The sequence below is a fragment of the Pseudomonas sp. COR18 genome (assembly GCF_048568395.1).
GTDB classification, from domain to species: domain Bacteria; phylum Pseudomonadota; class Gammaproteobacteria; order Pseudomonadales; family Pseudomonadaceae; genus Aquipseudomonas; species Aquipseudomonas fuscovaginae_B.
This window is the reverse complement of record NZ_CP183808.1, coordinates 2,139,419-2,165,430: the sequence shown is the minus strand read 5'-3', so window position 1 is coordinate 2,165,430 and position 26,012 is coordinate 2,139,419. Positions and strand designations below refer to the sequence as shown.

At 64.3% G+C, this 26,012-nt stretch carries 20 protein-coding genes and 1 pseudogene; 18 read left to right on the top strand and 3 right to left on the bottom strand.

What is annotated here, in order from left to right; genetic code table 11:
* Positions 1–52 precede the first annotated feature (52 nt).
* Positions 53–1,087: pseudogene (locus ACM62G_RS09990) on the bottom strand (cache and HAMP domain-containing protein); the annotation flags it as partial.
* A 272-nt stretch (positions 1,088–1,359) separates the two neighbouring features.
* Here ACM62G_RS09990 and ACM62G_RS09985 point away from each other — a divergent pair.
* The gene (locus tag ACM62G_RS09985) at positions 1,360–1,614 is read left to right on the top strand and encodes a hypothetical protein (RefSeq protein WP_273822632.1); all 255 of its coding nucleotides are present in this window, start codon (positions 1,360–1,362) and stop codon (positions 1,612–1,614) included.
* A gap of 31 nt (positions 1,615–1,645) precedes the next feature.
* Positions 1,646–2,203 (top strand): lipocalin family protein, encoded by a 558-nt coding sequence (locus ACM62G_RS09980; protein ID WP_054057919.1) that lies wholly within the window; start codon positions 1,646–1,648, stop codon positions 2,201–2,203.
* Between the two features lie 68 nt (positions 2,204–2,271).
* Here ACM62G_RS09980 and ACM62G_RS09975 read toward each other — a convergent pair whose 3' ends face one another.
* A complete protein-coding gene (locus ACM62G_RS09975) occupies positions 2,272–3,636 on the bottom strand; it encodes a formimidoylglutamate deiminase (protein ID WP_054062064.1) in 1,365 nt (454 codons plus the stop codon).
* Between the two features lie 182 nt (positions 3,637–3,818).
* On the opposite strand from ACM62G_RS09975, the gene hutC reads away from it, so the two are divergent.
* The 12 genes from hutC to hutG all read left to right on the top strand — a co-directional run bounded on the left by hutC (position 3,819) and on the right by hutG (position 18,633).
* Positions 3,819–4,529 carry a histidine utilization repressor gene (gene hutC, locus ACM62G_RS09970; protein ID WP_192842689.1) on the top strand — a complete coding sequence of 237 codons (711 nt, stop codon included), beginning with the start codon at positions 3,819–3,821 and terminating at the stop codon, positions 4,527–4,529.
* Positions 4,526–5,104, top strand: a complete 579-nt coding sequence (locus ACM62G_RS09965; protein WP_273822626.1) for a HutD family protein — start codon at positions 4,526–4,528, stop codon at positions 5,102–5,104. The genes hutC and ACM62G_RS09965 overlap by 4 nt, the downstream gene beginning before the upstream one ends.
* 496 nt (positions 5,105–5,600) lie before the next feature.
* Positions 5,601–7,301: a urocanate hydratase gene (gene hutU, locus ACM62G_RS09960; protein ID WP_419737084.1), complete on the top strand. Its 1,701-nt coding sequence runs from the start codon at positions 5,601–5,603 to the stop codon at positions 7,299–7,301.
* A gap of 111 nt (positions 7,302–7,412) precedes the next feature.
* On the top strand, positions 7,413–8,885 hold the full coding sequence (locus tag ACM62G_RS09955; RefSeq protein ID WP_419737083.1) for a purine-cytosine permease family protein: 1,473 nt from the start codon (positions 7,413–7,415) through the stop codon (positions 8,883–8,885).
* Between the two features lie 101 nt (positions 8,886–8,986).
* Complete coding sequence (locus tag ACM62G_RS09950; protein ID WP_054057913.1) at positions 8,987–9,955, top strand: ABC transporter substrate-binding protein; 969 nt, start codon at positions 8,987–8,989, stop codon at positions 9,953–9,955.
* 66 nt (positions 9,956–10,021) lie between these two features.
* Positions 10,022–10,873: an ABC transporter permease gene (locus ACM62G_RS09945; protein WP_054057912.1), complete on the top strand. Its 852-nt coding sequence runs from the start codon at positions 10,022–10,024 to the stop codon at positions 10,871–10,873.
* Complete coding sequence (locus tag ACM62G_RS09940; RefSeq protein WP_054057911.1) at positions 10,870–11,700, top strand: quaternary amine ABC transporter ATP-binding protein; 831 nt, start codon at positions 10,870–10,872, stop codon at positions 11,698–11,700. The genes ACM62G_RS09945 and ACM62G_RS09940 overlap by 4 nt, the downstream gene beginning before the upstream one ends.
* 11 nt (positions 11,701–11,711) lie before the next feature.
* A complete protein-coding gene (locus ACM62G_RS09935) occupies positions 11,712–13,235 on the top strand; it encodes an HAL/PAL/TAL family ammonia-lyase (protein ID WP_273822620.1) in 1,524 nt (507 codons plus the stop codon).
* Positions 13,236–13,347: 112 nt separating this feature from the next.
* A complete protein-coding gene (hutH, locus tag ACM62G_RS09930; protein ID WP_273822619.1) occupies positions 13,348–14,886 on the top strand; it encodes a histidine ammonia-lyase in 1,539 nt (512 codons plus the stop codon).
* 301 nt (positions 14,887–15,187) lie between these two features.
* On the top strand, positions 15,188–16,597 hold the full coding sequence (locus ACM62G_RS09925; RefSeq protein WP_273822617.1) for an amino acid permease: 1,410 nt from the start codon (positions 15,188–15,190) through the stop codon (positions 16,595–16,597).
* A gap of 16 nt (positions 16,598–16,613) precedes the next feature.
* Positions 16,614–17,819 (top strand): imidazolonepropionase, encoded by a 1,206-nt coding sequence (gene hutI, locus ACM62G_RS09920; RefSeq protein ID WP_054060883.1) that lies wholly within the window; start codon positions 16,614–16,616, stop codon positions 17,817–17,819.
* A gap of 10 nt (positions 17,820–17,829) precedes the next feature.
* Positions 17,830–18,633 (top strand): N-formylglutamate deformylase, encoded by an 804-nt coding sequence (gene hutG, locus ACM62G_RS09915; protein ID WP_273822616.1) that lies wholly within the window; start codon positions 17,830–17,832, stop codon positions 18,631–18,633.
* A 56-nt stretch (positions 18,634–18,689) separates the two neighbouring features.
* Here hutG and ACM62G_RS09910 read toward each other — a convergent pair whose 3' ends face one another.
* Positions 18,690–19,610, bottom strand: a complete 921-nt coding sequence (locus ACM62G_RS09910) for a hypothetical protein (RefSeq protein WP_054060881.1) — start codon at positions 19,608–19,610, stop codon at positions 18,690–18,692.
* A 242-nt stretch (positions 19,611–19,852) separates the two neighbouring features.
* On the opposite strand from ACM62G_RS09910, the gene pip reads away from it, so the two are divergent.
* The 4 genes from pip (at position 19,853) to mdoH (ending at position 25,911) form a co-directional block, all read left to right on the top strand.
* Complete coding sequence (gene pip, locus ACM62G_RS09905; RefSeq protein ID WP_054060880.1) at positions 19,853–20,824, top strand: prolyl aminopeptidase; 972 nt, start codon at positions 19,853–19,855, stop codon at positions 20,822–20,824.
* A complete protein-coding gene (gene dtd, locus ACM62G_RS09900; protein WP_054060879.1) occupies positions 20,821–21,258 on the top strand; it encodes a D-aminoacyl-tRNA deacylase in 438 nt (145 codons plus the stop codon). The genes pip and dtd overlap by 4 nt, the downstream gene beginning before the upstream one ends.
* A 266-nt stretch (positions 21,259–21,524) precedes the next feature.
* Positions 21,525–23,348: a glucan biosynthesis protein G gene (locus ACM62G_RS09895; protein ID WP_054060885.1), complete on the top strand. Its 1,824-nt coding sequence runs from the start codon at positions 21,525–21,527 to the stop codon at positions 23,346–23,348.
* The gene (mdoH, locus tag ACM62G_RS09890; RefSeq protein ID WP_054060878.1) at positions 23,341–25,911 is read left to right on the top strand and encodes a glucans biosynthesis glucosyltransferase MdoH; all 2,571 of its coding nucleotides are present in this window, start codon (positions 23,341–23,343) and stop codon (positions 25,909–25,911) included. The genes ACM62G_RS09895 and mdoH overlap by 8 nt, the downstream gene beginning before the upstream one ends.
* The last annotated feature ends 101 nt before the right edge of the window (positions 25,912–26,012 follow it).

Below are 26,012 nucleotides of genomic sequence, written 5' to 3'. Positions count from 1 at the left end.
TGACCTGACCGGTGGCCGAGGCCACTTCACGGATCGAGGTGTGGATGCGCTCCACGAAACGGTTGAACGACATGCCCAGGGTGCCGAACTCATCGTGGCCGTGAATGGTCAGGCGCTTGGTCAGGTCGCCTTCACCCTCGGCGATGTCGTGCATCGCCCGGCCCATCAGGTGCAGCGGCTGCATCAGCACACGGATCAGCATGCCCAGCAGGGCGATGATGATCACCACGGCAATCACCATGGCGACGATGGCCGAGGTGCGGAACTCGCTGAGCATCGAGAACGCGGTGTCCTGGTCCAGCACCAGCGCCACGTACCAGTCGGCCGAGGGCACGCCGTTGACGTGGGTGAAGGAGATGAACTGGGTCTTGCCACCCACCGTCACTTCCTTCAGGCCGGGGCTGATCTTCGGTGTGTCGTCCGGATAGGCTTCGGCGAGGTTCTTGAGAATCAGCTTGCTGTCCGGGTGGATCAGGATCTTGCCGTCGGCGCTGACGATGAAGGCATGGCCGTGGCCGCCGAAATTCAGCGAGTTGATGATTGCACTGACACTGCCCAGGTCGATGTCGGCACCGCTCACACCGATGAACTTGCCCTCATGCTGCACCGGCGTGGCGATGGTGATCACCAGCTTGCCGGTCGAGGCGGCGATGTAGGGCTCGGTGACGATGGTCTGCTGGGCGGCGTTGGCGGCCTTGTACCAGCCGCGGGCCCGTGGGTCGTAGTCGGCGGGGCGGTTGCCGGCCGGCACCGAGAACATCACGCCTTCCTGGCTGCCGAAGTAGCTCAACTGGAAGTTGCCGGTATAGGCGGGCAGGCCGACCGCACGCTTGAGGCTGTCGGCGGAGCTGCCGTCCACGGCAATCTGCTGGGACAGCGACTGCAGCAGCTGGATACGGCTTTCCAGCCAGGTCTGGATGTTGCTGGTGGTCAGACTGCCCAGTTCCTGCATCGACGCCTGGGTGCTGTTGTACAGCGCCTGGCGCTGCCGATAATCGTTGAACAGGATGAAGCAGGCGAACGCCACGGCGACCACGAGGGCCGCAGCCAGGAGAATCTTGTGGCTGAATTTGAGGTTTCTGGTCATGAAATGGCTGTCTGCAAAAGGCGGGTCAACGAAGGGCGACAATTTGCCACGTTTAATGGCGTCGCGCCTCTATCTCTCGGCATTGTCTCGTTAAAGATTAGTTTCTTGACGGTAAAGCCGACGAAACGCCAGTTCCGCCCGCAAAACTGCTGATCTGCAAAGGAAAGCCCTGTAAGAAAAGGTCGTAGGTTCGGGAACCAGATGGCGGTTTTCTCTTCTAAGCTTGCGGTAGGCCCCCGTGCCGACCTTTCCGTCCCCAGGAGTTTCTCCCCATGTCGTTGCGCTCTCTCGCTCTGTTGTCGTTCTGCGTGCTGCTGACCGCCTGCAGCAAGGTCAACCAGGCAAACTACTCGAAGTTGTCCACGGGCATGCCCAAGGCCGAAGTCGAGGCATTGCTCGGTTCGCCGTCCGATTGTTCCGGCGCGCTGGGCATGTCCAGTTGCACCTGGGGTGACAAGAACAGCTTTATCAGCGTGCAGTACGCCGGTGACAAAGTCCTGATGTTTTCCGGGCAAGGCCTGAAGTAAACCGGGGCACAAGCCCTCGGGAGAAGAAGAAATGTTGCGTTTAGTGGTTACTCTTTTGGCTGGCTTGTTGCTGGCCGGTTGCGCTACGTCCGGTGACGATCTGGCGCCCAAGACCGCAGGTCACGTCGACCTCAAGCGCTACCAGGGCACCTGGTACGAGCTGGCGCGGATGCCGATGTACTTCCAGCGCAACTGTGCCCAGTCCGAGGCCCGCTACAGCCTGATGCCCGACGGCAGGATGGCGGTGTTCAACCGCTGCCTGACCGAGCAGTGGACCTGGGAAGAGGCCAAGGGCACCGCGACACCGCAGGTCGAAGGGCAGACCGACAAGCTCTGGGTGCGTTTCGACAACTGGTTCACCACGCTGCTGCCAGGCGTGGCGAAGGGTAACTACTGGATTCTCTATGTCAGCGACGACTACCACACCGCGATTGTCGGCGACCCGAGCCGGCGCTATCTGTGGCTGTTGTCGCGCAGCACCAAGATCAGCGCCGATACCCGCGAGGACCTGCTGAGCCGGGCGCGGCAGCAGGGGTATGACACCACCCGACTGATCTGGCGTACGCCCGACTCGAAGATGTCCCACTGAGTTTACGGGCCGCTGCTCGCTCGTTCCCACGCTCCGCGTGGGAACGCAACCCGTGACGCTTCGCGTTTTCAGTTCAGCAGTTCACGCAACACCTGGGCGAAGGCTCGCGCGCTTTCCTCTTCTGCCGCATGCCGGCCACCGCGTACCGCCCACTGGCCGTTGACCATCACGTCACGCACCTGGCGATCGCCGCCGGCGAACAGCCAGCGATTGAGAATGCCGTCGTCCTCGGCGGTCGCCAGGTACGGGTCGTTGCCGTCGAGCACCAGCCAGTCGGCGCGCTTGCCCACTTCCAGGCCGCCAATGGCTTGCCCGAGCGCCTGGGCACCGCCTTCCAGGGCCGCGTCGAACAATGTGCGCCCGACCATCGGCTGATCGGCCCGGTACAGGCGGTTGCGCCGCTGGTCGCGCAGGCGCTGGCCATATTCCAGCCAGCGCAGTTCCTCGACCACGCTCAGTGACACATGGCTGTCGGAACCAATGCCCAGGCGACCGCCCTGGGCGAGGAAGTCCACGGCCGGGAAAATCCCGTCGCCGAGGTTGGCCTCTGTGGTCAGGCACAGGCCGGCAATCGCCCGGCTGCGGGCCATGCGGCTGACTTCCTCGGCATCGGCATGGGTGGCATGCACCAGGCACCAGCGCGAGTCCACCTCGAGATGGTCGTAGAGCCACTGCAACGGGCGCTTGCCGCTCCAGGCCAGGCAGTCGTCGACTTCCTTCTGCTGCTCGGCGATGTGGATGTGCACCGGGCAGTGCCGGTCGCTGGCGGCCAGCACTTCGCTGATCTGTTGCGGGGTCACCGCCCTGAGCGAGTGGAAGCACAGGCCCAGGGCCTGGGCCGGCTGTCTTGCCAGCAACGGCTGCAAACGTGCCTGCAACTTCAGGTAATTCTCGGTACTGTTGATAAAGCGTCGCTGACCGTCGCTGGGTGCCTGGCCGCCAAAACCGGAGTGGCTGTAGAGCACGGGCAGCAGGGTCAGGCCGATGCCGGCGTCGGTGGCGGCCTGGCTGATGCGCAGGGCCAGTTCGGCCGGGTCGGCGTAGGGCTGGCCCTGGGTATCATGGTGCACGTAGTGGAACTCGGCCACCGAGGTGTAGCCGGCCTTGAGCATCTCGATGTAGAGCTGGCGAGCGATGATGCCCATCTGCTCGGGACTGATCCTGCCCACCAGGCGGTACATCAGGTCGCGCCAGGTCCAGAAACTGTCGTTCGGGTTGCCGGCGACTTCCGCCAGCCCGGCCATCGCCCGCTGGAAGGCGTGGGAGTGCAGGTTCGGCATGCCCGGCAGCAGCGGGCCGCCCAGCCGTTCGGCACCCTGTGCATCGGAATCGGCCTCGACCCGGGCCAGCACGCCCTGGGCGTCGACCTCGAGGCGTACGTTTTTGGCCCATCCACTAGGCAGCAGCGCGCGTTCGGCAAAGAAGGCGGACATGGTTCAGCACCCCATCGTGTGTTATTTGTATATACATATACAGACGTTTGCCTGCCCGGTAAACTCCGGCAAGCTGGTATCCTGTCCTGCAGACGCCTGTGACATGACCTACAGCCACCCCTGGAACCGAACAAGGATTTACTGTGCCGACTCCGCCTGCCAACAACCCGCTGGCTGCCCAAATGGGCGAAAGTCCGGCGCCGTTATATGCCCGCGTCAAACAGATGATCACCCAGCAGATCGACAGCGGAAACTGGCCGCCGCATTACCGCGTGCCGTCCGAGAGCGAGCTGGTGGAGCAACTGGGCTACAGCCGCATGACCATCAACCGCGCCCTGCGGGAAATGACCGCCGAAGGTTTGCTGGTGCGCATGCAGGGGGTCGGCACCTTCGTCGCCGAGCCCAAGACCCAGTCGGCGCTGTTCGAGGTGCATAACATCGCCGACGAGATCGCCTCGCGCGGTCATCGCCACACCTGCAAGATCATCACCCTCGGCGAGGAGACCGCCGGCTCCGAGCGTGCCGTGGCCCTGGACATGCGCGAGGGGCAGAAGGTCTTCCACTCGCTGATCGTGCATTTCGAGAATGACATCCCGGTGCAGATCGAGGACCGTTTCGTCAACGCGCAGGTGGCGCCGGACTACCTCAAGCAGGATTTCACCCTGCAGACGCCCTACGCCTACCTGTCCCAGGTCGCACCGCTGACCGAGGGCGAGCATGTGGTCGAGGCGATTCTCGCCGATGCCACCGAGTGCGAGCTGTTGCAGATCGAGCCTGGCGAGCCGTGCCTGATGATCCGCCGGCGGACCTGGTCCGGTCGCCAGCCGGTGACGGCCGCCCGGTTGATTCACCCCGGTTCCCGTCATCGTCTGGAAGGACGCTTTACCAAATGAGTTCACTGAAAGTCTTGCGTGCGGCGGACTACCCGCGCATGCCGTGGAAAAACGGCGGTGGCAGCACCGAAGAGATCACCCGCGACGAGGGCGAGGGCCTGGAAGGGTTCGGCTGGCGCCTGTCGATTGCCGATATCGGCGAGTCGGGCGGTTTTTCCAGTTTTGCCGGCTATGAGCGGATCATCACCGTGCTGCAGGGCGCGGGTATGACTCTGCAGGTCGACGGCCAACGCACCCGCGCGTTGCTGCCGCTGGACCCGTTCGCCTTCAGCGGCGCGAGCCAGGTCAGTTGTACCTTGCTCGAAGGCCCGATCCGCGATTTCAACCTGATCTACGCGCCGGAGCGCTACAGTGCCCGGCTGCAATGGCTCGATGCCGTGCAGCCCAAGCGTTTCTTCACTTCGGCGGCGGTGCTGCTGATTTTCAGCGTCAGCGACCAGTTGCATGTCGGCCTGGCCGACACGGGTTATGAAGTACTCGGCCGGCATGACTGCCTGCGGCTGGATGGCAGCGTCGGGCTGCAGGAAGTGGCGGTGACCGGCCGTTGCTGTGTGATCGAGCTGATGCCTGCCTGATTCCGCTAAATCCCACTCTATTTTGAGGTCATCCCCCGATTCCCGTGGGATTTATCCGCGAAAGCGTCCGCACAAGCGGCGCAGGGCTTGAGAGTCTTTTCGCGGATAAAACCGGTCTCCACAGGGTGTGCGTGCCCCCGTCGATTTCGGGTACTCCCTCTCGCACCATTTTGTTACCGAACGCCCCAACGTGGCGCAAAAGCCTCTTCCGGTAACAGCTTCCTACCTACAGCTTCGCCTAATCCTACAAATTCATTTTTCGCTCCAGGCCACGTCCCACGGCGCTTGGCGACTACTCTGAAAAATTCTTCAGGGCTCGCATTCCGAGTTGGCCGCTTGATTGCATATGCTTGTATGTACAAGTAAATATGTGTGCGTATGAGTCGTCAGGGAGGCATTACGCACCCACTCATTTTTCGCTTGTGACGGGGTATCCGGCACAGGCTCGCTTGCCCACTGCCTGGGCGGGTTCGGACGATCGCAGAGGAGTTTTTTCGTGACTGAGAATACCCAGAAACCTACCGCCACCTTTACCAAGCGCCGTGACGTCGAAATCCGTGCCGCCCGTGGCAACAAGCTGACCGCCAAGAGCTGGCTGACCGAAGCGCCGCTGCGGATGCTGATGAACAACCTCGACCCGCAGGTGGCCGAGAACCCCAAGGAACTGGTGGTTTACGGTGGTATCGGGCGCGCCGCGCGCAACTGGGAGTGCTACGACAAGATCGTCGAGAGCCTGACCAACCTCAATGACGACGAAACCCTGCTGGTGCAGTCCGGCAAGCCGGTCGGCGTGTTCAAGACCCACAGCAACGCCCCGCGCGTACTGATCGCCAACTCCAACCTGGTACCGCACTGGGCCACCTGGGAACACTTCAACGAACTGGACGCCAAGGGCCTGGCCATGTACGGCCAGATGACCGCCGGCAGCTGGATCTACATCGGTAGCCAGGGCATCGTCCAGGGCACCTATGAAACCTTCGTCGAAGCCGGTCGCCAGCACTACGACAACAACCTCAAGGGCCGCTGGGTGCTGACCGCCGGCCTGGGCGGCATGGGCGGCGCGCAGCCGCTGGCCGCGACCCTGGCCGGTGCCTGCTCGCTGAACATCGAATGCCAGCAGACCAGCATCGACTTCCGCCTCAAGACCCGCTACGTCGACGAGCAGGCCAAGGACCTCGATGACGCCCTGGCCCGTATCGCCAAGTACACCGCCGAAGGCAAGGCGATCTCCATCGCCCTGTGCGGCAACGCCGCCGAAATCCTGCCGGAACTGGTCCGTCGCGGCGTGCGCCCGGACATGGTCACCGACCAGACCAGCGCCCACGACCCGCTCAACGGCTACCTGCCGGCCGGCTGGACCTGGGAAGAGTACCGCGCCCGCGCGCTGACCGAACCGGCCGCCGTGGTGAAGGCCGCCAAGCAGTCGATGGCGGTGCACGTCAAGGCGATGCTGGCATTCCAGAAGCAGGGCATCCCGACCTTCGACTACGGCAACAACATTCGTCAGATGGCCCAGGAAGAAGGCGTCGAGAACGCCTTCGACTTCCCTGGTTTCGTTCCGGCCTACATCCGTCCGCTGTTCTGCCGCGGCATCGGTCCGTTCCGCTGGGCGGCGCTGTCGGGTGACCCGCAGGACATCTACAAGACCGACGCCAAGGTCAAGGAACTGATCCCGGACGACGCCCATCTGCACAACTGGCTGGACATGGCGCGCGAGCGCATCAGCTTCCAGGGCCTGCCGGCCCGGATCTGCTGGGTCGGCCTGGGCCTGCGCGCCAAGCTCGGCCTGGCGTTCAACGAGATGGTGCGCAGCGGCGAGCTGTCGGCGCCGATCGTCATCGGTCGCGACCACCTGGACTCCGGCTCGGTGTCCAGCCCCAACCGTGAAACCGAGTCGATGCAGGACGGTTCCCATGCCGTCTCCGACTGGCCTTTGCTCAACGCCCTGCTCAACACCGCCAGCGGCGCGACCTGGGTCTCCCTGCACCACGGCGGCGGCGTCGGCATGGGCTTCTCGCAGCACTCGGGCATGGTCATCGTCTGCGACGGTACCGACGAGGCGGCCGCGCGTATCGCCCGCGTCCTGCACAACGACCCGGCCACCGGGGTCATGCGTCATGCCGATGCCGGTTACCAGATCGCCATCGACTGCGCGAAGGAGCAGGGGCTGAACCTGCCGATGATCACCGGCAAATAAGGCGCCGGGAGGGGAGCCGGCGTTGCCCTTGGGCGCCGGCTCCCACAGGAGGCCGTGTTTTGCAGGCATTGCGTGAGCACCGGAAGACAATCCACAGAGGTTGAACGATAAATGGCTGTATCGAATGATCGTGCAAGCAACAAACCGTTGATCGAAAGGCGTTCGATCGACTACATCCCGGAAGCGGAAAGACACGGTCGTCTACTCAGTCAGTTCACCCTGTGGTTGGGGGCCAACCTGCAGATCACCGCGATCGTCACCGGCGCGCTGGCGGTGGTGCTCGGCGGCGACGTCTACTGGTCGCTGGTCGGCCTGCTGCTGGGGCAACTGCTCGGCGGCGGGGTGATGGCGCTGCATGCCGCGCAAGGGCCGCAACTGGGCCTGCCGCAGATGATTTCCAGCCGCGTGCAGTTCGGCGTCTACGGCGCGGTGATCCCGCTGGTGCTGGTGTGCCTGATGTACATCGGCTTCTCGGCCAGCGGCTCGCTGCTGGCCGGGCAGGCGGTGGCGCAACTGCTGCACGTCGAGGACTGGGTCGGCATCGTGCTGTTCGCCGCCTCGATCCTGGTCTTCACCATCTTCGGCTACCGGGTGATCCACGGCATCGGCCGGGTCGCCAGCGTGCTGGGGGTGATCGCCTTCATCTACCTGTTCTACAGACTGCTGGCGGGCAACGATGTTTCCGCGTTGCTGACCAACAAGCATTTCTCCCTGGCGAGCTTCCTGCTGGCGGTGTCGCTGTCGGCGTCCTGGCAGATCGCCTTCGGGCCCTACGTGGCGGACTACTCGCGCTACCTGCCGCGCAGCACTTCAGCGTCGAAAACCTTCTGGGCCGTGGGCCTGGGGTCGGTGATCGGCTCGCAGGCGTCGATGGTCTTCGGGGTGTTCGCGGCGGCCCTGGCCGGTTCGCAGTTCGCTCACCACGAGGTCTCATTCATTGTCAGCCTTGGCGGCACCGGCGTGATCGCCGCGGCGCTGTACTTCGCTGTGGCCTTTGGCAAGGTCACCGTGACCACGCTCAATGCCTACGGCAGCTTCATGTCGATCGCCACCATCATCAGCGGTTTCCGTGGCAACCGGCACATCGGCAGCGGCGTGCGCCTGCTGTACATCTTTGTCATGGTCAGCCTCGCGGCGGCCCTGGCGCTGCTCGGCAAGGACTCGTTCCTCAAGGAATTCTCCGCGTTCATCCTGTTCCTGCTGGCGTTCTTCACGCCCTGGAGCGCGATCAACCTGGTGGACTTCTACTGCATCACCAAGGAACGCTACGACATTCCCGCGCTGTCCGATCCCAACGGCCGTTACGGGCGCTGGAACATCATGGGCATCAGCATCTATGTGTTCGGCGTGCTGATCCAGATGCCGTTCATCTCCACGCATTTCTACACCGGTCCCCTGGTGGCGAGTCTGGGCGATACCGATATCTCCTGGATCATCGGCCTGGTGGTTCCGGCAGCGCTGTACTACTTCGCCGCGAAGAAGTGGCACGGCGCGGTTCCTGATCGCTTGATCCTGCCGCCAGAGCAGGGCGAGGTCGCAGCACCCCAGGCCAGTGGCCGGGCCCAGCCGTCGTCGGTGGCCTGAATCCCGAGCCTGAGCAAGACGTGGACAGGGCCCCTTGGGCCAACCCGGGCCGGATGCCTCTTGACTGCCGTTAACCCATTCATGATTAGGAGCGTCACATAATGAAAATGAAAAAGACCCTGCTGACCACGGCGTTGTCCCTCGGCCTGTTGACCGCTGCCGGCGCCAGCCAGGCCGCCGGCTGGTGCGAGTCCGGCAAGCCGGTGAAATTCGCGGGCCTCAACTGGGAAAGCGGCATGTTGCTGACCGACGTCCTGCAGTTCGTCCTGGAAAAAGGCTACGACTGCAAGACCGACAGCCTGCCGGGCAACTCCATCACCATGGAGAACGCGCTGAGCACCAACGATATCCAGGTCTTCGCCGAAGAGTGGGTGGGCCGCAGCGAGGTCTGGAACAAGGCCGAGAAGGCCGGCAAGGTCGTCGGCGTCGGCGCGCCGGTGGTCGGGGCCATCGAAGGTTGGTACGTGCCGCGCTATGTGGTCGAGGGCGATGCCAAGCGCAAGCTCCAGGCCAAGGCGCCGAACCTGAAGAACATCGCCGACCTGGCGCAATACGCCTCGGTGTTCAAGGACCCGGAAGAACCGAGCAAGGGCCGTTTCTACAACTGCCCGGCCGGCTGGACCTGCGAGCTGGACAACAGCGAGATGCTCAAGAGCTACGGCCTGGAAAACGCCTACACCAACTTCCGTCCAGGGACCGGGCCGGCTCTGGATGCCGCGGTGCTGTCGAGCTACAAGCGTGGCGAGCCGATCCTGTTCTACTACTGGTCGCCGACGCCGCTGATGGGCCAGGTCGATCTGATCAAGCTGGACGAGAAGCCGGGCGTCGACAAGAGTGTGAGCATCAAGGTCGGTCTGTCCAAGACCTTCCACGACGAGGCGCCTGAACTGGTGGCCGTGCTGGAGAAGGCCAACCTGCCGATCGACCTGCTGAACCAGAACCTGGGGCGCATGAGCAAGGAGCGGATCGAGTCGCCGAAGCTGGCGAAAATCTTCCTCAAGGAACACCCTGAGGTCTGGCAGGCTTGGGTCAGCGCTGACGCTGCCAAGAAAATCAACGCGGCTCTGTAGGTCGATTCCTCCCGGTCAACCGAGAGGCTGACCGGGACGCTACATCCACTTGATCGAGAGTTTCCAATGTTTCCCGAGAATTTCACGTTTTCCATCGCCGACTGGGTCAACGGTTGGGTCGATTCGCTGGTGACCAACTACGGTGATGTGTTCCGCCACATTTCCGACACCCTGCTGTGGGCCATCGTCAACCTCGAGAGCCTGCTGCGCCTGGTGCCATGGTGGCTGATGCTGGCCATCGTCGGCGGTATCGCCTGGCATGCCACCCGCAAGCTGGTCAGCACCGCGGTGATCGTCGGCCTGCTGTTCCTGGTGGGGGCGGTCGGCCTGTGGGACAAGCTGATGCAGACCCTGGCGCTGATGCTGGTGGCGACGCTGATCTCGGTGCTGATCGGGATTCCGCTGGGCATCCTGTCGGCGCGCAGTGACCGCCTGCGCTCGGTGCTGATGCCACTGCTGGACATCATGCAGACCATGCCCAGCTTCGTGTACCTGATCCCGGTGCTGATGCTGTTCGGCCTGGGCAAGGTTCCGGCGATCTTCGCCACGGTGATCTACGCCGCGCCGCCGCTGATCCGCCTGACCGACCTGGGTATCCGCCAGGTGGACGGCGAGGTGATGGAGGCGATCAACGCCTTCGGTGCCAACCGCTGGCAGCAACTGTTCGGCGTGCAACTGCCGCTGGCCCTGCCGAGCATCATGGCCGGGATCAACCAGACCACCATGATGGCCCTGTCGATGGTGGTGATCGCCTCGATGATCGGTGCCCGTGGCCTGGGCGAAGACGTGCTGGTGGGCATCCAGACCCTCAACGTCGGGCGTGGCCTGGAAGCCGGCCTGGCCATCGTGATTCTCGCCGTGGTCATCGACCGCATTACCCAGGCCTACGGTCGTCCGCGCCACGAGGTGAGCAAATGACTGATTCCATCGTCAGCAAGATCGAAGTCAAGAACGTCTTCAAGATCTTCGGTTCGCGCGCCGGTGATGCGCTGAACCTGATCCGCCAGGGCAAGACCAAGGACCAGGTGCTGGCCGAGACCGGCTGCGTGGTCGGGGTCAACGACCTGTCGCTGAGCATCGGCACCGGCGAGATCTTCGTGATCATGGGCCTGTCGGGTTCCGGCAAGTCGACCCTGGTGCGCCACTTCAACCGCCTGATCGATCCCACCAGCGGGGCGATCCTGGTCGATGGCGTGGACATCCTGCAGCACGACATGGACGCTCTGCGCGAATTCCGTCGGCACAAGATCAGCATGGTGTTCCAGAGCTTCGGCCTGCTGCCGCACAAGACCGTGCTGGATAACGTCGCCTATGGCCTCAAGGTTCGCGGCGAGAGCAAGCAACTGTGTGTCGAGCGTTCGCTGCACTGGATCAATACCGTGGGCCTCAAGGGCTACGAGAACAAGTACCCGCACCAGCTGTCGGGCGGCATGCGCCAGCGCGTCGGCCTGGCCCGGGCCCTGGCGGCGGACACCGACATCATCCTGATGGACGAGGCCTTCAGTGCCCTCGACCCGCTGATCCGCGCCGAGATGCAGGACCAGTTGCTCGAACTGCAGAAGACCCTGCACAAGACCATCGTGTTCATCACCCATGACCTCGACGAGGCGGTACGCATCGGTAACCGGATCGCGATTCTCAAGGATGGCCGGCTGATCCAGGTCGGTACGCCGCGGGAGATTCTGCATTCGCCGGCGGACGAGTATGTGGACCGGTTCGTTCAGCGGCGGGCGGCGACAGTGTGATGAGGTCGGATATGTCCCAGGTCGAGAAAATCGTTATCGCCGATGCGCCATTGCGCTGGCAGGATGTGGTTGCGGTCGCCCGTCACGGCGCGCTGCTGGAACTGGCCCCGCAGACCTGGGCGCGGATCGACAACGCCCAGGCGATCGTCCAGCGCATCGTCGTCAGCGGCGAGCGCGCCTATGGCATCAACACCGGCCTGGGGGCGCTGTCCAACGTTTCGCTGTCCGGCGAGCAACTGAGCCAGCTGTCGCGCAATACCCTGCTCAGCCACGCATGCGGCGTCGGCCCGGCACTGGCCGACGAACAGACCCGGGCGATCATTTGCGCGGCGATCATCAACTACAGCCACGGCAGGTCCGGCCTGCATCGCCAGGTGGTCGAGGCGCTGCTGGCGCTGCTCAACCGCGGCATCACCCCGCAGGTGCCGTCCCAGGGTTCTGTCGGTTACCTGACCCACATGGCCCATGTCGGCGTGGCCCTGCTCGGGGTCGGCCAGGTCAGCTATCGCGGCCGGATCGTGCCTGCCGCGCAGGCCCTGGCCGAAGAGGGGCTGCAACCGGTGCAACTGGGTGCCAAGGACGGGCTGTGCCTGGTCAACGGCACGCCGTGCATGACCGGCCTGAGCTGCCTGGCCCTGGCTGACGCGAACCGCCTGGCGCAATGGGCCGACGTCACCGCGGCGATGAGTTTCGAGGCCCAGCGCGGTCAGATCGCCGCGTTCGACGCCGAGATCATCGCGCTCAAGCCGCACCCGGGCATGCAACAGGTCGGCAGCAATTTGCGTGGCCTGCTCGACGGCAGCGAAGTGATCGCCGCGAGCAAGGGCATCCGCACCCAGGACGCCCTGAGCATCCGCTCGATTCCGCAGGTGCACGGCGCGGCCCGTGACCAACTGGCCCACGTTACCCGGCAGGTCGAGAACGAACTCAACGGCTGCACCGACAACCCGCTGCTGCTGGGCACGCCGGACGATTTCCGGGTGATCTCCCAGGCCAACCCCCATGGCCAGTCGGTCGCCCTGGCGGCGGACCTGCTGGCGATCGCCATGGCGGAGATCGGCTCGATCGCCGAGCGGCGCCTCGACCGCCTGATCAACCCGCATGTCAGCGGCCTGCCGGCATTCCTGGTCAGCCAGCCGGGCGTCAATTCGGGGATGATGATCGTGCAGTACGTCGCCGCGTCCCTCTGCGCGCAGAACCGTCAGTTGGCGCAACCGGCGGTGCTCGACAACTACGTGACCTCGGGCCTGCAGGAAGACCACCTGAGCCTGGGCACCAACGCTGCGCTGAAGTTGCACCAGGTGCTGGAGAACTGCACGCAGATCCTCGCCATCGAGTACCTGCTGGCGGCCCAGGCCTTCGAATTTCTCAAGGAACAGCGCTTCGGCGCCGGTACCGACGTCGCCTGGAGGCTGCTGCGCGAGCACGTGCCGGCCTATGACCAGGACCGCTGGCTGGCACCGGATATCGCCACCGTGGCGGCGCTGCTGCGCGACCCGCGGCTCTTGCCCGAAAGATTGCCGAACCTGAACTGATTCAAACAAAGATAGCCAGCGTGCCAAGGCGCCATCCGCCCAAAAAGCGGACAGCGACGGATAACGGAAGCTTCCGGAGCGACTGGCAGTTGATAACACTCTCAAAAGGAGCATGAATGTGACTGCGTTGAACCTTATTCCCGGCCAACTGACCCTGGCGCAACTGCGTGCCGTGTACCAACAGCCGGTGCAACTGAGCCTGGACGCCAGCGCTGACGCGCAGATCGACGCCAGCGTCGCCTGCGTCGAGCAGATTCTGGCCGAGAACCGTACCGCCTACGGCATCAATACCGGCTTTGGCCTGCTGGCGTCGACCCGCATCGCCAGCGCCGATCTGGAGAACCTCCAGCGTTCGCTGGTGCTGTCCCATGCCGCCGGTGTCGGCGAGCCGATCAGCGATGACCTGGTGCGGCTGATCATGGTGCTCAAGGTCAACAGCCTGAGCCGCGGTTTCTCCGGCATTCGCCGGCAGGTGATCGATGCGCTGATCGCCTTGATCAATGCCGAGGTCTACCCGCACATTCCGCTCAAGGGCTCCGTCGGCGCCTCCGGTGACCTGGCGCCACTGGCGCACATGTCGCTGGTGCTGCTCGGCGAGGGCAAGGCCCGCTACCAGGGCCAGTGGCTGGACGCGCCGGCCGCGCTGAAGCAGGCCGGCCTGCAACCGCTGACCCTGGCGGCGAAGGAGGGCCTGGCGCTGCTCAACGGCACCCAGGTGTCCACCGCGTTCGCCCTGCGTGGCCTGTTCGAAGGCGAGGACCTGTTCGCCGGTGCGCTGGTTGCCGGTGGCCTGACCGTCGAGGCGGTGCTGGGCTCGCGTTCGCCGTTCGATGCGCGTATCCATGAAGCGCGTGGCCAGCGCGGCCAGATCGACGCCGCGGCGAGCTATCGCCACCTGCTCGGCGAGCGCAGCGAAGTGTCCGATTCGCACCAGAACTGCGAGAAGGTCCAGGACCCTTACTCCCTGCGCTGTCAGCCGCAAGTCATGGGCGCCTGCCTGACCCAGTTCCGCCAGGCGGCCGAGGTGCTGGTGGTCGAGGCCAACGCCGTTTCCGACAACCCGCTGGTGTTCGCTGCCCAGGGGGATGTGATCTCCGGTGGCAACTTCCACGCCGAGCCGGTGGCCATGGCCGCCGACAACATGGCCCTGGCGATTGCCGAGATCGGTTCGCTGAGCGAGCGCCGCATCTCGCTGATGATGGACAAGCACATGTCGCAGTTGCCGCCGTTCCTGGTGGCCAACGGTGGCGTCAACTCCGGCTTCATGATCGCCCAGGTGACCGCCGCGGCGCTGGCCAGCGACAACAAGGCCTTGGCCCATCCGCACAGCGTCGACAGCCTGCCGACCTCGGCGAACCAGGAGGACCACGTGTCCATGGCGCCGGCTGCCGGCAAGCGTTTGTGGGAAATGGCTGAAAACACCCGCGGAATTCTCGCTGTCGAGTGGCTGGCCGCCTGCCAGGGCCTGGACCTGCGCAATGGCCTTAAAACCTCGCCGACCCTGGAAACCGCGCGCGCGACCCTGCGGGAAAAGGTCGCCTACTACGACAAGGACCGTTTCTTCGCCCCGGACATCGAGGCCGCCACCGAACTGTTGGCGTCGCGCTGCCTGACCGCGCTGGTGCCTGCGAAGTTGCTGCCGAGCCTGTAAGCGCCGAGCGTTACACAGGAATGGACTGGGGGCCGCGGCCTGTTTGAGCGGCGGCCCTGTGGGGCGAGCTTGGCCGCGAAGGGTGATGAATGACCGCCTTTGGCGGATCGCCAGCAAGCCGGCTCCTACAAAAGCGAGCCGGCTGCCACAGATTCGCGGCACCACCGGGCAGATGCTTTTTGCCTGAGCGGGTCGGGTTGGGTACTCTGCGACCCCTTTTTGCGGCCGGGTGGCCGCAAGACCTTCGCCCCAAGTCTGATTCTTGTCGACCTGTACCGATAAGAATAATTAAGGACGAGTAATGCAACAGCCAGTAAAAGGTTTGAAACGCGGGCTTTCCGCCCGACACATTCGCTTCATGGCACTGGGTTCCGCCATCGGCACGGGCCTGTTCTATGGCTCCGCCTCGGCGATCCAGATGGCCGGCCCGGCCGTGCTGCTGGCCTACCTGATCGGTGGTGCCGCGGTGTTCATGGTGATGCGCGCCCTCGGCGAGATGGCGGTGCACAACCCGGTGTCCGGTTCCTTCGGCCAGTACGCCAGTACCTATGTCGGCCCGATGTCGGGCTTCATCCTCGGCTGGACCTATGCCTTCGAGATGGTCATCGTCGGCCTGGCTGACGTCACCGCCTTCGGTATCTACATGGGTTTCTGGTTCCCGGAGGTCGATCGCTGGATCTGGGTCCTGGGTATCGTGTTCTTCATCGGCGCGCTGAACCTGTGCGCGGTGAAGGTCTTCGGTGAAATGGAATTCTGGCTGTCGCTGCTCAAGGTCGGCGCGATCGTCGCGATGATCCTCGGCGGCTTCGGCATCATGTTCTTCGGCATCAGTACCGCCACGCCGTCTGCCGAGGTCGGTATCGGCAATCTCTGGGCCCATGGCGGCTTCATGCCCAACGGCGTGGCCGGCATCATCGCTTCCTTCGCGGTGGTGATGTTCGCCTTTGGCGGCATCGAGATCATCGGCGTCACCGCCGGCGAGGCCCGCGACCCGCAGCGGGTCATCCCCAAGGCGATCAACGCGGTGCCGGTGCGGATCCTGCTGTTTTACGTGCTGACCCTGCTGGTGCTGATGTCCATTTACCCCTGGCCGCAGATCGGCAGCCAGGGCAGCCCTTTCGTGCAGATCTTCCAGAATCTGGGGATCGGCTCGGCGGCGACCATTCTCAATATCGTGGTGATCTCGGCGGCGGTGTCGGCGATCAACAGCGATATCTTCGGTGCCGGCCGCATGATGTACGGCCTGGCCCAGCAGGGGCAGGCGCCCAAGGCCTTTGCCACGTTGTCCCGTGCCGGCGTGCCGTGGATGACCGTGGTGGTCATGGGCGCGGCGCTGCTCGGTGGCGTGCTGCTGAACTACCTGATCCCGGAAAACGTGTTCCTGCTGATCGCCTCGATCGCCACCTTCGCCACCGTCTGGGTGTGGTTCATGATCCTGGTCACCCAGGTTGCCATGCGCCGCTCGATGAGCCGTGAAGAGGCCGCCCAGCTCAAGTTCCCCGTGCCGTTCTGGCCCTATGCCCCGATTGCCGCCATCACCTTCATGATCTTCATCTTCGGCGTGCTGGGCTGGTTCCCGGACAGCCGGCCGGCGCTGATCGTCGGTGCGGTGTGGCTCGGCCTGCTGGTGCTGGCGTACCTGATCTGGGTCAAGCCGGCGGCGGCCCAGGCGGCACGGGTCGCCCAAGATCCTTCCCTGTCTCATCGATAGCCCACGGAGGCCCCGGATGAAAACGCTCTGGCACAACTGTCACGTTGCAAGCATGGCGCAAGGCACCTACTCGATCATCGAGGATGCCGCCATCGTGACCGTGGCCTCGAAGATTGACTGGATCGGCCCACGCGCCGAGCTGCCGGCGGCGGATTATCCACAGGTCCATGACCTGGCTGGGGCCTGGGTCACACCGGGGCTGATCGACTGCCACACCCACACGGTGTTCGGCGGCAACCGCAGCGGCGAGTTCGAGCAGCGCCTGCAGGGTGTCAGCTACGCCGAGATCGCCGCCGCTGGCGGCGGTATCGCCAGCACCGTGCGGGCGACCCGCGCGGCCAGCGAGGAGCAACTGTTCGCCAGTGCCCGGCAGCGCCTGAGCTGCCTGCTGCGCGATGGCGTGACCAGCGTCGAGATCAAGTCCGGCTATGGCCTGGACCTGGAAAACGAACGCAAGATGCTCAAGGTCGCCCGTCGTCTCGGCGAGGAACTGCCGGTCAGCGTGCGCACCACCTGCCTGGCGGCCCATGCGCTGCCGCCGGAATACAAGGATCGCGCCGACGACTACATCGAGCATATCTGCAACGACATGCTCCCGGCGCTGGCCGCCGAGGGGCTGGTGGACGCGGTCGACGCGTTCTGCGAATACCTGGCGTTCTCCCCGGCCCAGGTCGAGCGGGTGTTCCAGGTCGCGCAGCGCCTGGGTCTGCCGGTGAAACTGCACGCCGAGCAGTTGTCCTCGCTGCACGGTTCGAGCCTGGCGGCGCGCTACCAGGCGTTGTCCGCCGATCACCTGGAGTTCATGACCGAGGAGGACGCCATCGCCATGGCGGCGGCGGGCACGGTGGCGGTGTTGCTGCCCGGTGCCTTCTATTTCCTGCGTGAAACCCAGCTGCCGCCGATGGAGGCCCTGCGTCGGCACGGCGTGAAGATCGCCATTGCCACCGACCTCAACCCCGGGACCTCGCCGGGCCTGTCCCTGCGCCTGATGCTGAACATGGCCTGCACCCTGTTCCGCATGACCCCGGAGGAAGCTCTGGCCGGGGTCACCCTGCACGCCGCCACGGCCCTGGGCATGGGCGATAGCCATGGATCCCTCGAGGTCGGCAAGGTCGCTGACTTCGTCGCCTGGCAGATCGAGCGGCCGGCGGACCTCGCCTACTGGCTGGGCGGCGACCTGGGCAAACGCGTGGTTCGCCACGGTATTGACGTAGTGATCTAGGAGAGTGCTTGTGGATAACGTCCTGAACTTCAAGAAAGGCCGGGTGCCGCTGCTGATCAGCATGCCCCACGCCGGGCTGAAACTGACGCCGGCGGTCCGTGACGGGCTGATTCCCGAGGCCCGCAGCCTGCCGGACACCGACTGGCATATTCCCAGGCTCTATGACTTTGCCGAAGAACTGGGCGCCAGCACCCTGGCCGCCGAGTACTCGCGTTTTGTCATCGACCTCAACCGTCCGTCCGACGACAAGCCGCTGTACGCCGGCGCCACCACCGGGCTTTACCCGGCGACGCTGTTCGATGGCGTGCCGCTGTTCCAGGCCGGCCGCGAGCCCTCCGCGCAGGAGCGGGCGGGTTACCTGGAGCAGGTCTGGACGCCGTACCACCGGACCCTGCAGGAGGAGCTGGCGCGGCTCAAGGCCGAGTTCGGCTATGCGCTGCTGTTCGACGCCCATTCGATCCGTTCGGTGATCCCGCACCTGTTCGAAGGCAAGTTGCCGGATTTCAACCTCGGCACCTTCAATGGCGCCAGTTGCGATGCCCGACTGGCTGCACGGCTGGAGGCGATCTGTGCCGGGCATCTGGCCTACAGCCACGTGCTGAACGGACGCTTCAAGGGCGGGCACATCACCCGTCACTACGGCAATCCGGCCGAGCACATCCATGCCGTGCAACTGGAGCTGGGCCAGTGCAACTACATGGAAGAGTTCGAGCCGTTCAACTATCGCAGCGATCTGGCCGAGCCGACGCGGGTGGTGCTCAAGGAGCTGCTGCAGGGGCTGCTGGCCTGGGGGCGTGAGCGCTACGGGCGTTGAGTGGAGTCTTCCTGCCGTCTCCGACAGGCCGGCCAGCCTGGTCGGTCACCGTGACATCAGCCGGGAAGCACCTCGATGCCGGGGCTGAGGAAGTCGATGTGATAGCCGTTGAGCCCATCGCCCAGGGCGACATGCACGCCCAGGATGCCTTCGTTTATTGGTGAGTTGCGCAGGTAGTTGATGTTCGGCCCGATGGCGTCGTTCACGCCGATGGCGAACTCGCTCAGATACAGTCCGCGGTGTCCGGCGGCCTGGCTCAGCAATTGGAGGTATTCCTCCCCCGCGACCACGAACGAGCGCACCTGGTTGTGTTCGATGCGCAACCAGGCATCGTGATGGGCGACCTGTGCCGCCAGCCGGCGCATGTCGTCCACGAGGCCGTCGGGCAATGGCCGCGCCCGGCTGCTGCGCGACAGCAGCAGGCCGCTGACATGCAGTACGCCGCTGACCTGGAAAATATCCGGGCAGTCGGGCCGCATGTGGGCATAGTGCACCTCGAACAGCTCGGTGACCGACAGCACGAAGCTCTCGCCGATCTCGTTGCGGGTCAGGGCATAGGGTGCGCAGTTGCCGTTGAGCCAGACCTCGGCCCGGCTGTTGGCGCTGGTCAGGTGCAGGCGGCGCAGGCCGTTGAGCAGCGTCAGGTAGTGCTGCTGGCGCCTGAGGCAGTCGGCGAAATCGCAGCGCAGCAACAGCATCAGGCTGTAGAGCGCGTTCTCCAGGCCGGTATCGAAGGCATGCAGTGGGCACAGCAGGGTCTGTTTGTGCGCGGTGCGCGCCGCTCGCTGATAGAGTTGCCGGGCGCCCTGGCGGGAAAAGGAAAATGCCAGGCTCTGTGCCGGCAGCCTTTCCAGGCTGCCCAGTAGACTGGCTTCCAGCCCCAGTTCACGTAGGCCGCGGACAAACATTTCGCTGTCGGCGACGATAACGGCTTTTTCCGGGTAGACGAGCAGATCGGGCAAGCGGTGCTGGTTCATCGGGAACTCCCTGTCTTTTCTGGCTATGGGCAGCCACGGAAAGCGGCTCCTGCCGCTCGGTTTGACGCTCCTTATTGAATCGCTCATCGAGCCGATTTGAACACTGACCAAACGGCTAGTTGCCAGCAAACAACCGCGCTTTTGACAAGGACATGCCGTTTGCGTGATTCGGGTTTATGATGCCGGACGGCACAATCAAAGAAGTCCCCTCAGGGATGACCCCGACCCTTACGGAGCGCGTGATGCAGACTTTGTACCCGCAGATCAAACCCTACGCCCGGCACGATCTGGCCGTGGATGAGCCGCATGTGCTGTACGTCGACGAAAGTGGCTCGCCCGAGGGCTTGCCGGTGGTTTTCATTCACGGTGGCCCGGGTGCCGGCTGTGATGCCCAGAGCCGCTGCTATTTCGACCCCACCCTGTACCGGATCGTGACCTTCGACCAGCGTGGCTGCGGTCGCTCGACGCCACACGCCAGCCTGGAAAACAACACCACCTGGGATCTGGTGGCGGACCTGGAGCGGATTCGCGAGCACCTGGGTATCGACAAATGGGTGCTGTTCGGCGGCTCCTGGGGTTCGACCCTGGCGCTGGCCTATGCGCAGACCCACCCCGAGCGGGTCCATGGCCTGATCCTGCGGGGGATCTTCCTGGCACGTCCGCAGGATGTCGAATGGCTCTACCAGAACGGCGCCAGCCGCCTGTTCCCCGACTACTGGCAGGATTATGTGGCGCCGATCCCGGCGGATGAGCGCGAAGACCTGCTTGGCGCCTTCCACAAGCGCCTGACCGGCAACGACCAGATCGCCCAGATGCACGCGGCCAAGGCCTGGTCGCTGTGGGAAGGACGTACCGCGACCCTGCGGCCGAACCCGCTGGTGGTCGATCGTTTCTCCGAGCCGCAGCGGGCCTTGTCCATCGCGCGGATCGAGTGCCATTACTTCACCAACAATTCGTTCCTGGAGCCCGATCAACTGATCCGCGACATGGACCGGATCGCCCATCTGCCCGGCGTGATCGTGCACGGCCGCTACGATGCCATCTGCCCGCTGGACAACGCCTGGGCGCTGCACCAGGCCTGGCCGAACAGCGAACTGCAGGTGATTCGCGATGCTGGCCATGCCGCCTCTGAACCGGGCATCACCGATGCGCTGGTGCGCGCCGCGAACCAGATGGCGCGACGCCTGCTCGACCTGCCCCCCGAAGAAGCATGAGGGGCCTGTTGCAGCGCGTCAGTGGCGCGCGGGTCGAGGTCGAGGGGCAGGTGGTGGGTGCCATCGACCAGGGTTTGCTGGTGCTGCTGGCCGTCGAGCCCGGGGACACCCGGGCCAGCGCCGACAAACTCTTGCATAAGCTGCTTAACTATCGGGTGTTCAGCGATCCCCAGGGCAAGATGAACCTGTCCCTGGCGGATACCGGCGGCGGTTTGCTGCTGGTGTCGCAGTTCACCCTGGCCGCCGATACCCGTAGCGGGCTACGCCCGAGCTTCTCCACGGCAGCGCCGCCGGCGCTGGCCGAAGAACTTTTCGACTACGTGGTGGCACAGGCGCAGCAGTTGCATGGTCAGGTGGCGACGGGACGTTTCGGGGCGGACATGAAGGTTCATCTGGTCAATGATGGCCCGGTAACCTTCCTGTTACACACCTGAAAATGAAAAAAACCGCGTATCGGGCTGAAAACAGGGCATTTTGTCGATAAATACTTTGTTTCGCCTGATGCGTTGTAACGCCGCCTACTAGATAATCGCGCGCTACGGGGATCAGCGTTCGTTGGTCCATTTTGAATTAGGTAGAGACTTGTCCGACATCGTTTGGGGAATCATTTCGCCCCAGGGGAGTCGGAACAATGCTCGCCAACCTGGCGCATAGATAGCTAGCCGTTGGTTTTTTGATCTGTTTTCGGCGAGGGTTGCTCGTGATTGTTAGTCCCTGTAATGCACCAAAATTGACTGCCAGAGGGTTGAGAAAAGCACTGGTGACGGGCTCCGCACTGCTTTGCCTGCTCAGTGCCGGGCAAATCTTTGCATTCAATCTGGACGATGTGGCGGCCAAGGCGAAGACCCTGGCCGGGCAGAAGTACGAGGCTCCGCGCAGTAATCTGCCGAACGAATTCCGGGAGATGAAGTTCGCGGACTACCAGAAAATCCGCTTCCTGACCGACAAGGCCGAATGGGCTGACCAGAAGACGCCGTTCAAGCTGTCGTTCTATCACCAGGGCATGCACTTCGACACGCCGGTGAAAATCAACGAAATCACCGCCAACGACGTCTCGGAGATCAAGTACGATCCGAGCCGTTTCGACTTCGGCGACCTGAAATTCGATCCGAAAACCACCGAACAGCTGGGTTATGCCGGCTTCCGCGTGCTTTATCCGATCAACAAGGCCGACAAGCAGGACGAGATCATGACCATGCTCGGCGCGAGCTATTTCCGCGTCGTGGGCAAGGGCCAGACCTATGGCTTGTCCGCCCGTGGCATGGCGATCGATACCGCCCTGCCGTCCGGCGAGGAATTCCCGCGCTTCACCGAGTTCTGGATCCAGCAGCCCAAGCCGACCGACAAGCACCTGGTGATCTTCGCCCTGCTTGACTCGCCACGGGCGACCGGCGCCTATCGCCTGACCCTGCGTCCGGGTGCCGACACCATCGTCGACGTCAAGGCGCAGATGTTCCTGCGCGACAAGGTCGGCAAGCTGGGCGTGGCCCCGCTGACCAGCATGTTCCTGTTCGGTGCCAACCAGCCGTCGAAAGTCCTCAACTACCGTCGCGAGCTGCACGACTCCGCCGGCCTGTCGATCCATGCCGGTAACGGCGAGTGGCTGTGGCGTCCGCTGAACAACCCGAAACACCTGGCGGTGAGCAACTTCTCCGTGGAGAACCCGCGTGGTTTCGGCCTGCTGCAGCGCGGTCGCGACTTCAGCCACTACGAAGACCTCGACGACCGCTACGACAAGCGTCCAAGCGCCTGGATCGAGCCGAAGGGCGATTGGGGCAAGGGCACCGTCGACCTGGTGGAGATCCCGACCGCCGATGAAACCAACGACAACATCGTGGCTTTCTGGAACCCGGAAAAGCTCGCCCAGCCGGGTGAAGCGATGAACTTCGCCTACCGTCTGCACTGGACTCAGGACGAAGCTGCCCTGCATTCGCCGGACAGCGCCTGGGTCAAGCAGACCCTGAAGTCCACCGGTGACGTCAAACAGTCGAACCTGATCCGCCAGCCGGATGGCAGCGTGGCCTACCTGATCGATTTCGAGGGCCCGTCCCTCAAGGCCCTGCCGGAAGATGCGCCGGTGCGCAGCCAGGTCAGCGTCGGCGATAACGCCGAAGTGGTCGAGAACAGCCTGCGCTACAACCCGGAAACCCAGGGCTGGCGCCTGACCCTGCGCCTGAAGATCAAGGATCCGGGCAAGTCCACCGAGCTGCGCGCCGCGCTGGTCAAGGACATCGCTGCCGCCGAGCCGGTGAAGGCTTCGTCCCAGGTGGTCAAGGCCGACAAGGTTGCCGCCAAGTCCCAGGAGAAGCACGAGAAGGAAGCGGCCAAGGCCCAGGACAAGGACGCTGCCAAGTCTGCGGAAAAGGACGCGGCCAAGACTCAAGAGAAAGACAAGGCCAAGGACAAGAAAGAGCACGACGCCCCGGCGCCGGCTGCCGAGGCTGCCCCAACCACCCCGGAGCCGGCCAGAACCGAACAAGTCCTGACCGAGACCTGGAGCTACCAGTTGCCTGCCGATGAGTAATCCTATCGCCCAGCCAGAGGCTCTCTCCGAGTATCTGGCGCACCTGCCGCTTAGTACCGAGCAGCGCGCCGAGTTGGCGAACTGCAAGTCGTTCGCCGAGTTGCATGAGCGGCTCGGTGCGCAACCGTCCGCCGACTCCGCCGAGGCTGCACAAGCCTCGGTGGGGCGTCGCCTGACCCTCGACAGCGCCGCCGACCTGGAAGATGCCGAGATGCTCTCGGTGGACGCCAGCGGCCGGGTGTGCCTCAAGGCCACTCCGCCGATCCGGCGCACCCGGGTCGTTCCCGAGCCCTGGCGGACCAATATCCTGGTCCGTGCCTGGCGGCGCCTGACCGGGCGCAGCAACCCGCCGGCACCCAAGGACGACAGGCGCGAGCTGCCTCATGCCCGCTGGCGTACCGTGGGCTCGATCCGACGCTACATCCTGCTGATTCTGATGCTTGGCCAGACCATCGTCGCCGGCTGGTACATGAAAGGCATCATGCCTTACCAGGGCTGGTCGTTCGTCGACCTCAACGAGGTCCTGCACCAGCCGGTCCTGCAGACCGCCCGGCAGGTGCTGCCCTATGTCCTGCAGACCACCATCCTGGTGATGTTCGGGATTCTGTTCTGCTGGGTTTCGGCCGGTTTCTGGACCGCGCTGATGGGGTTCCTCGAACTGCTCACCGGGCATGACAAGTACCGTATCTCCGGCGCCAGCGCCGGCAGCGAGCCGATCCCGGCGGATGCCCGTACGGCCATCGTCATGCCGATCTGCAACGAGGACGTGGCGCGGGTGTTCGCCGGCCTGCGGGCGACCTTCGAGTCGGTCGCGGCCACCGGTGACCTGGACCGTTTCGACTTCTTCGTCCTCAGCGACAGTAACGACACCGATATCTGCGTGGCCGAACAGCAGGCCTGGCTGGATGTCTGCCGTGAGGCCTCGGGCTTCGGCAAGATCTTCTACCGCCGCCGCCGTCGTCGCGTGAAACGCAAGAGCGGCAACCTCGACGACTTCTGCCGTCGCTGGGGGGGCGACTACAAGTACATGGTGGTGCTCGACGCCGACAGCGTCATGAGCGGCGAATGCCTGACCAGCCTGGTGCGCCTGATGGAGGCCACGCCGGACGCCGGGATCATCCAGACCGCGCCAAGGGCGTCGGGCATGGACACCCTGTATGCGCGCATGCAGCAGTTCGCCACCCGCGTCTACGGCCCGCTGTTCACCGCCGGCCTGCACTTCTGGCAGTTGGGCGAGTCCCACTACTGGGGTCACAACGCGATCATCCGCATGAAGCCGTTCATCGAGCACTGCGCCCTGGCGCCGTTGCCCGGCAAGGGCGCGTTCGCCGGTGCGATCCTGTCCCACGACTTCGTCGAAGCCGCGCTGATGCGTCGTGCCGGCTGGGGCGTGTGGATCGCCTACGACCTGCCCGGCAGCTACGAGGAATTGCCGCCGAACCTGCTGGACGAACTCAAGCGCGACCGCCGCTGGTGTCACGGCAACCTGATGAACTTCCGCCTGTTCCTGGTCAAGGGCATGCACCCGGTGCATCGCGCGGTGTTCCTCACCGGCGTGATGTCCTACCTGTCGGCACCGTTGTGGTTCTTCTTCCTGGTGCTGTCGACGGCGCTGCTGGCGGTCAACACGCTGATGGAGCCGCAGTACTTCATGGAGCCGCGCCAGCTCTATCCGCTGTGGCCGCAATGGCACCCGGACAAGGCGGTGGCGCTGTTCTCCACCACCATCGTGCTGCTGTTCCTGCCCAAGCTGCTCAGCGTCATCCTGATCTGGGCCAAGGGCGCGAAGGAGTTCGGCGGCAAGTTCAAGGTGACCGTGTCGATGCTGCTGGAGATGCTGTTCTCCATGCTGCTGGCGCCAGTGCGGATGATTTTCCACACCCGTTTCGTCCTGGCCGCGTTCCTCGGCTGGGCGGCGACCTGGAACTCGCCGCAGCGTGATGACGACTCCACGCCCTGGAGCGAGGCGGTGCGCCGTCACGGTCCGCAGACCCTGCTGGGTGCCCTCTGGGCCCTGCTGGTGATCTGGCTGAACCCGAGCTTCCTGTGGTGGCTGGTGCCGATCGTCGGCTCGCTGATGTTGTCGATCCCGGTTTCGGTGATCTCCAGCCGGGTCAACCTGGGCCTGCGCTCGAAGGATGAGCAGCTGTTCCTCATCCCCGAGGAATACAACCCGCCCCAGGCGCTGCTGGCGACCGACGAATACACCCACGAGAACCGCTGGCACGCGCTGAACGACGGTTTCGTCCGGGCGGTGGTCGACCCGCGGCAGAACGCCCTGGCCTGTGCCCTGGCGACCTCCCGTCACCGGCAGGCCGAGCCGATCGAGTGGCTGCGCAACGAGCGTGTCCGGCATGCCTTGAAAGTCGGCCCGGCGGGCCTCGACAACAACGCCCGCCTGCAATTGCTCAGTGACCCGGTTGCCCTGGGCCGCCTGCATGCGCAGGTCTGGAGCGAAGGCCATGGCGAGTGGCTCAATGCCTGGCGTGCGTCGGTCAAGGCCGATCCGCATGCACCGCTGCTGCCGCTGCAACCTGTTGTGGCAATCGGTCAACCCGCCTGATTCCATCCCCCCTGGAGCCTGCTCCAGGGGGGATGCGACCTCTTGCAAGCCGTTTCTCTCCCGCCTGTACCCATTGTCATTTGGTAACAAAACATCCGCTC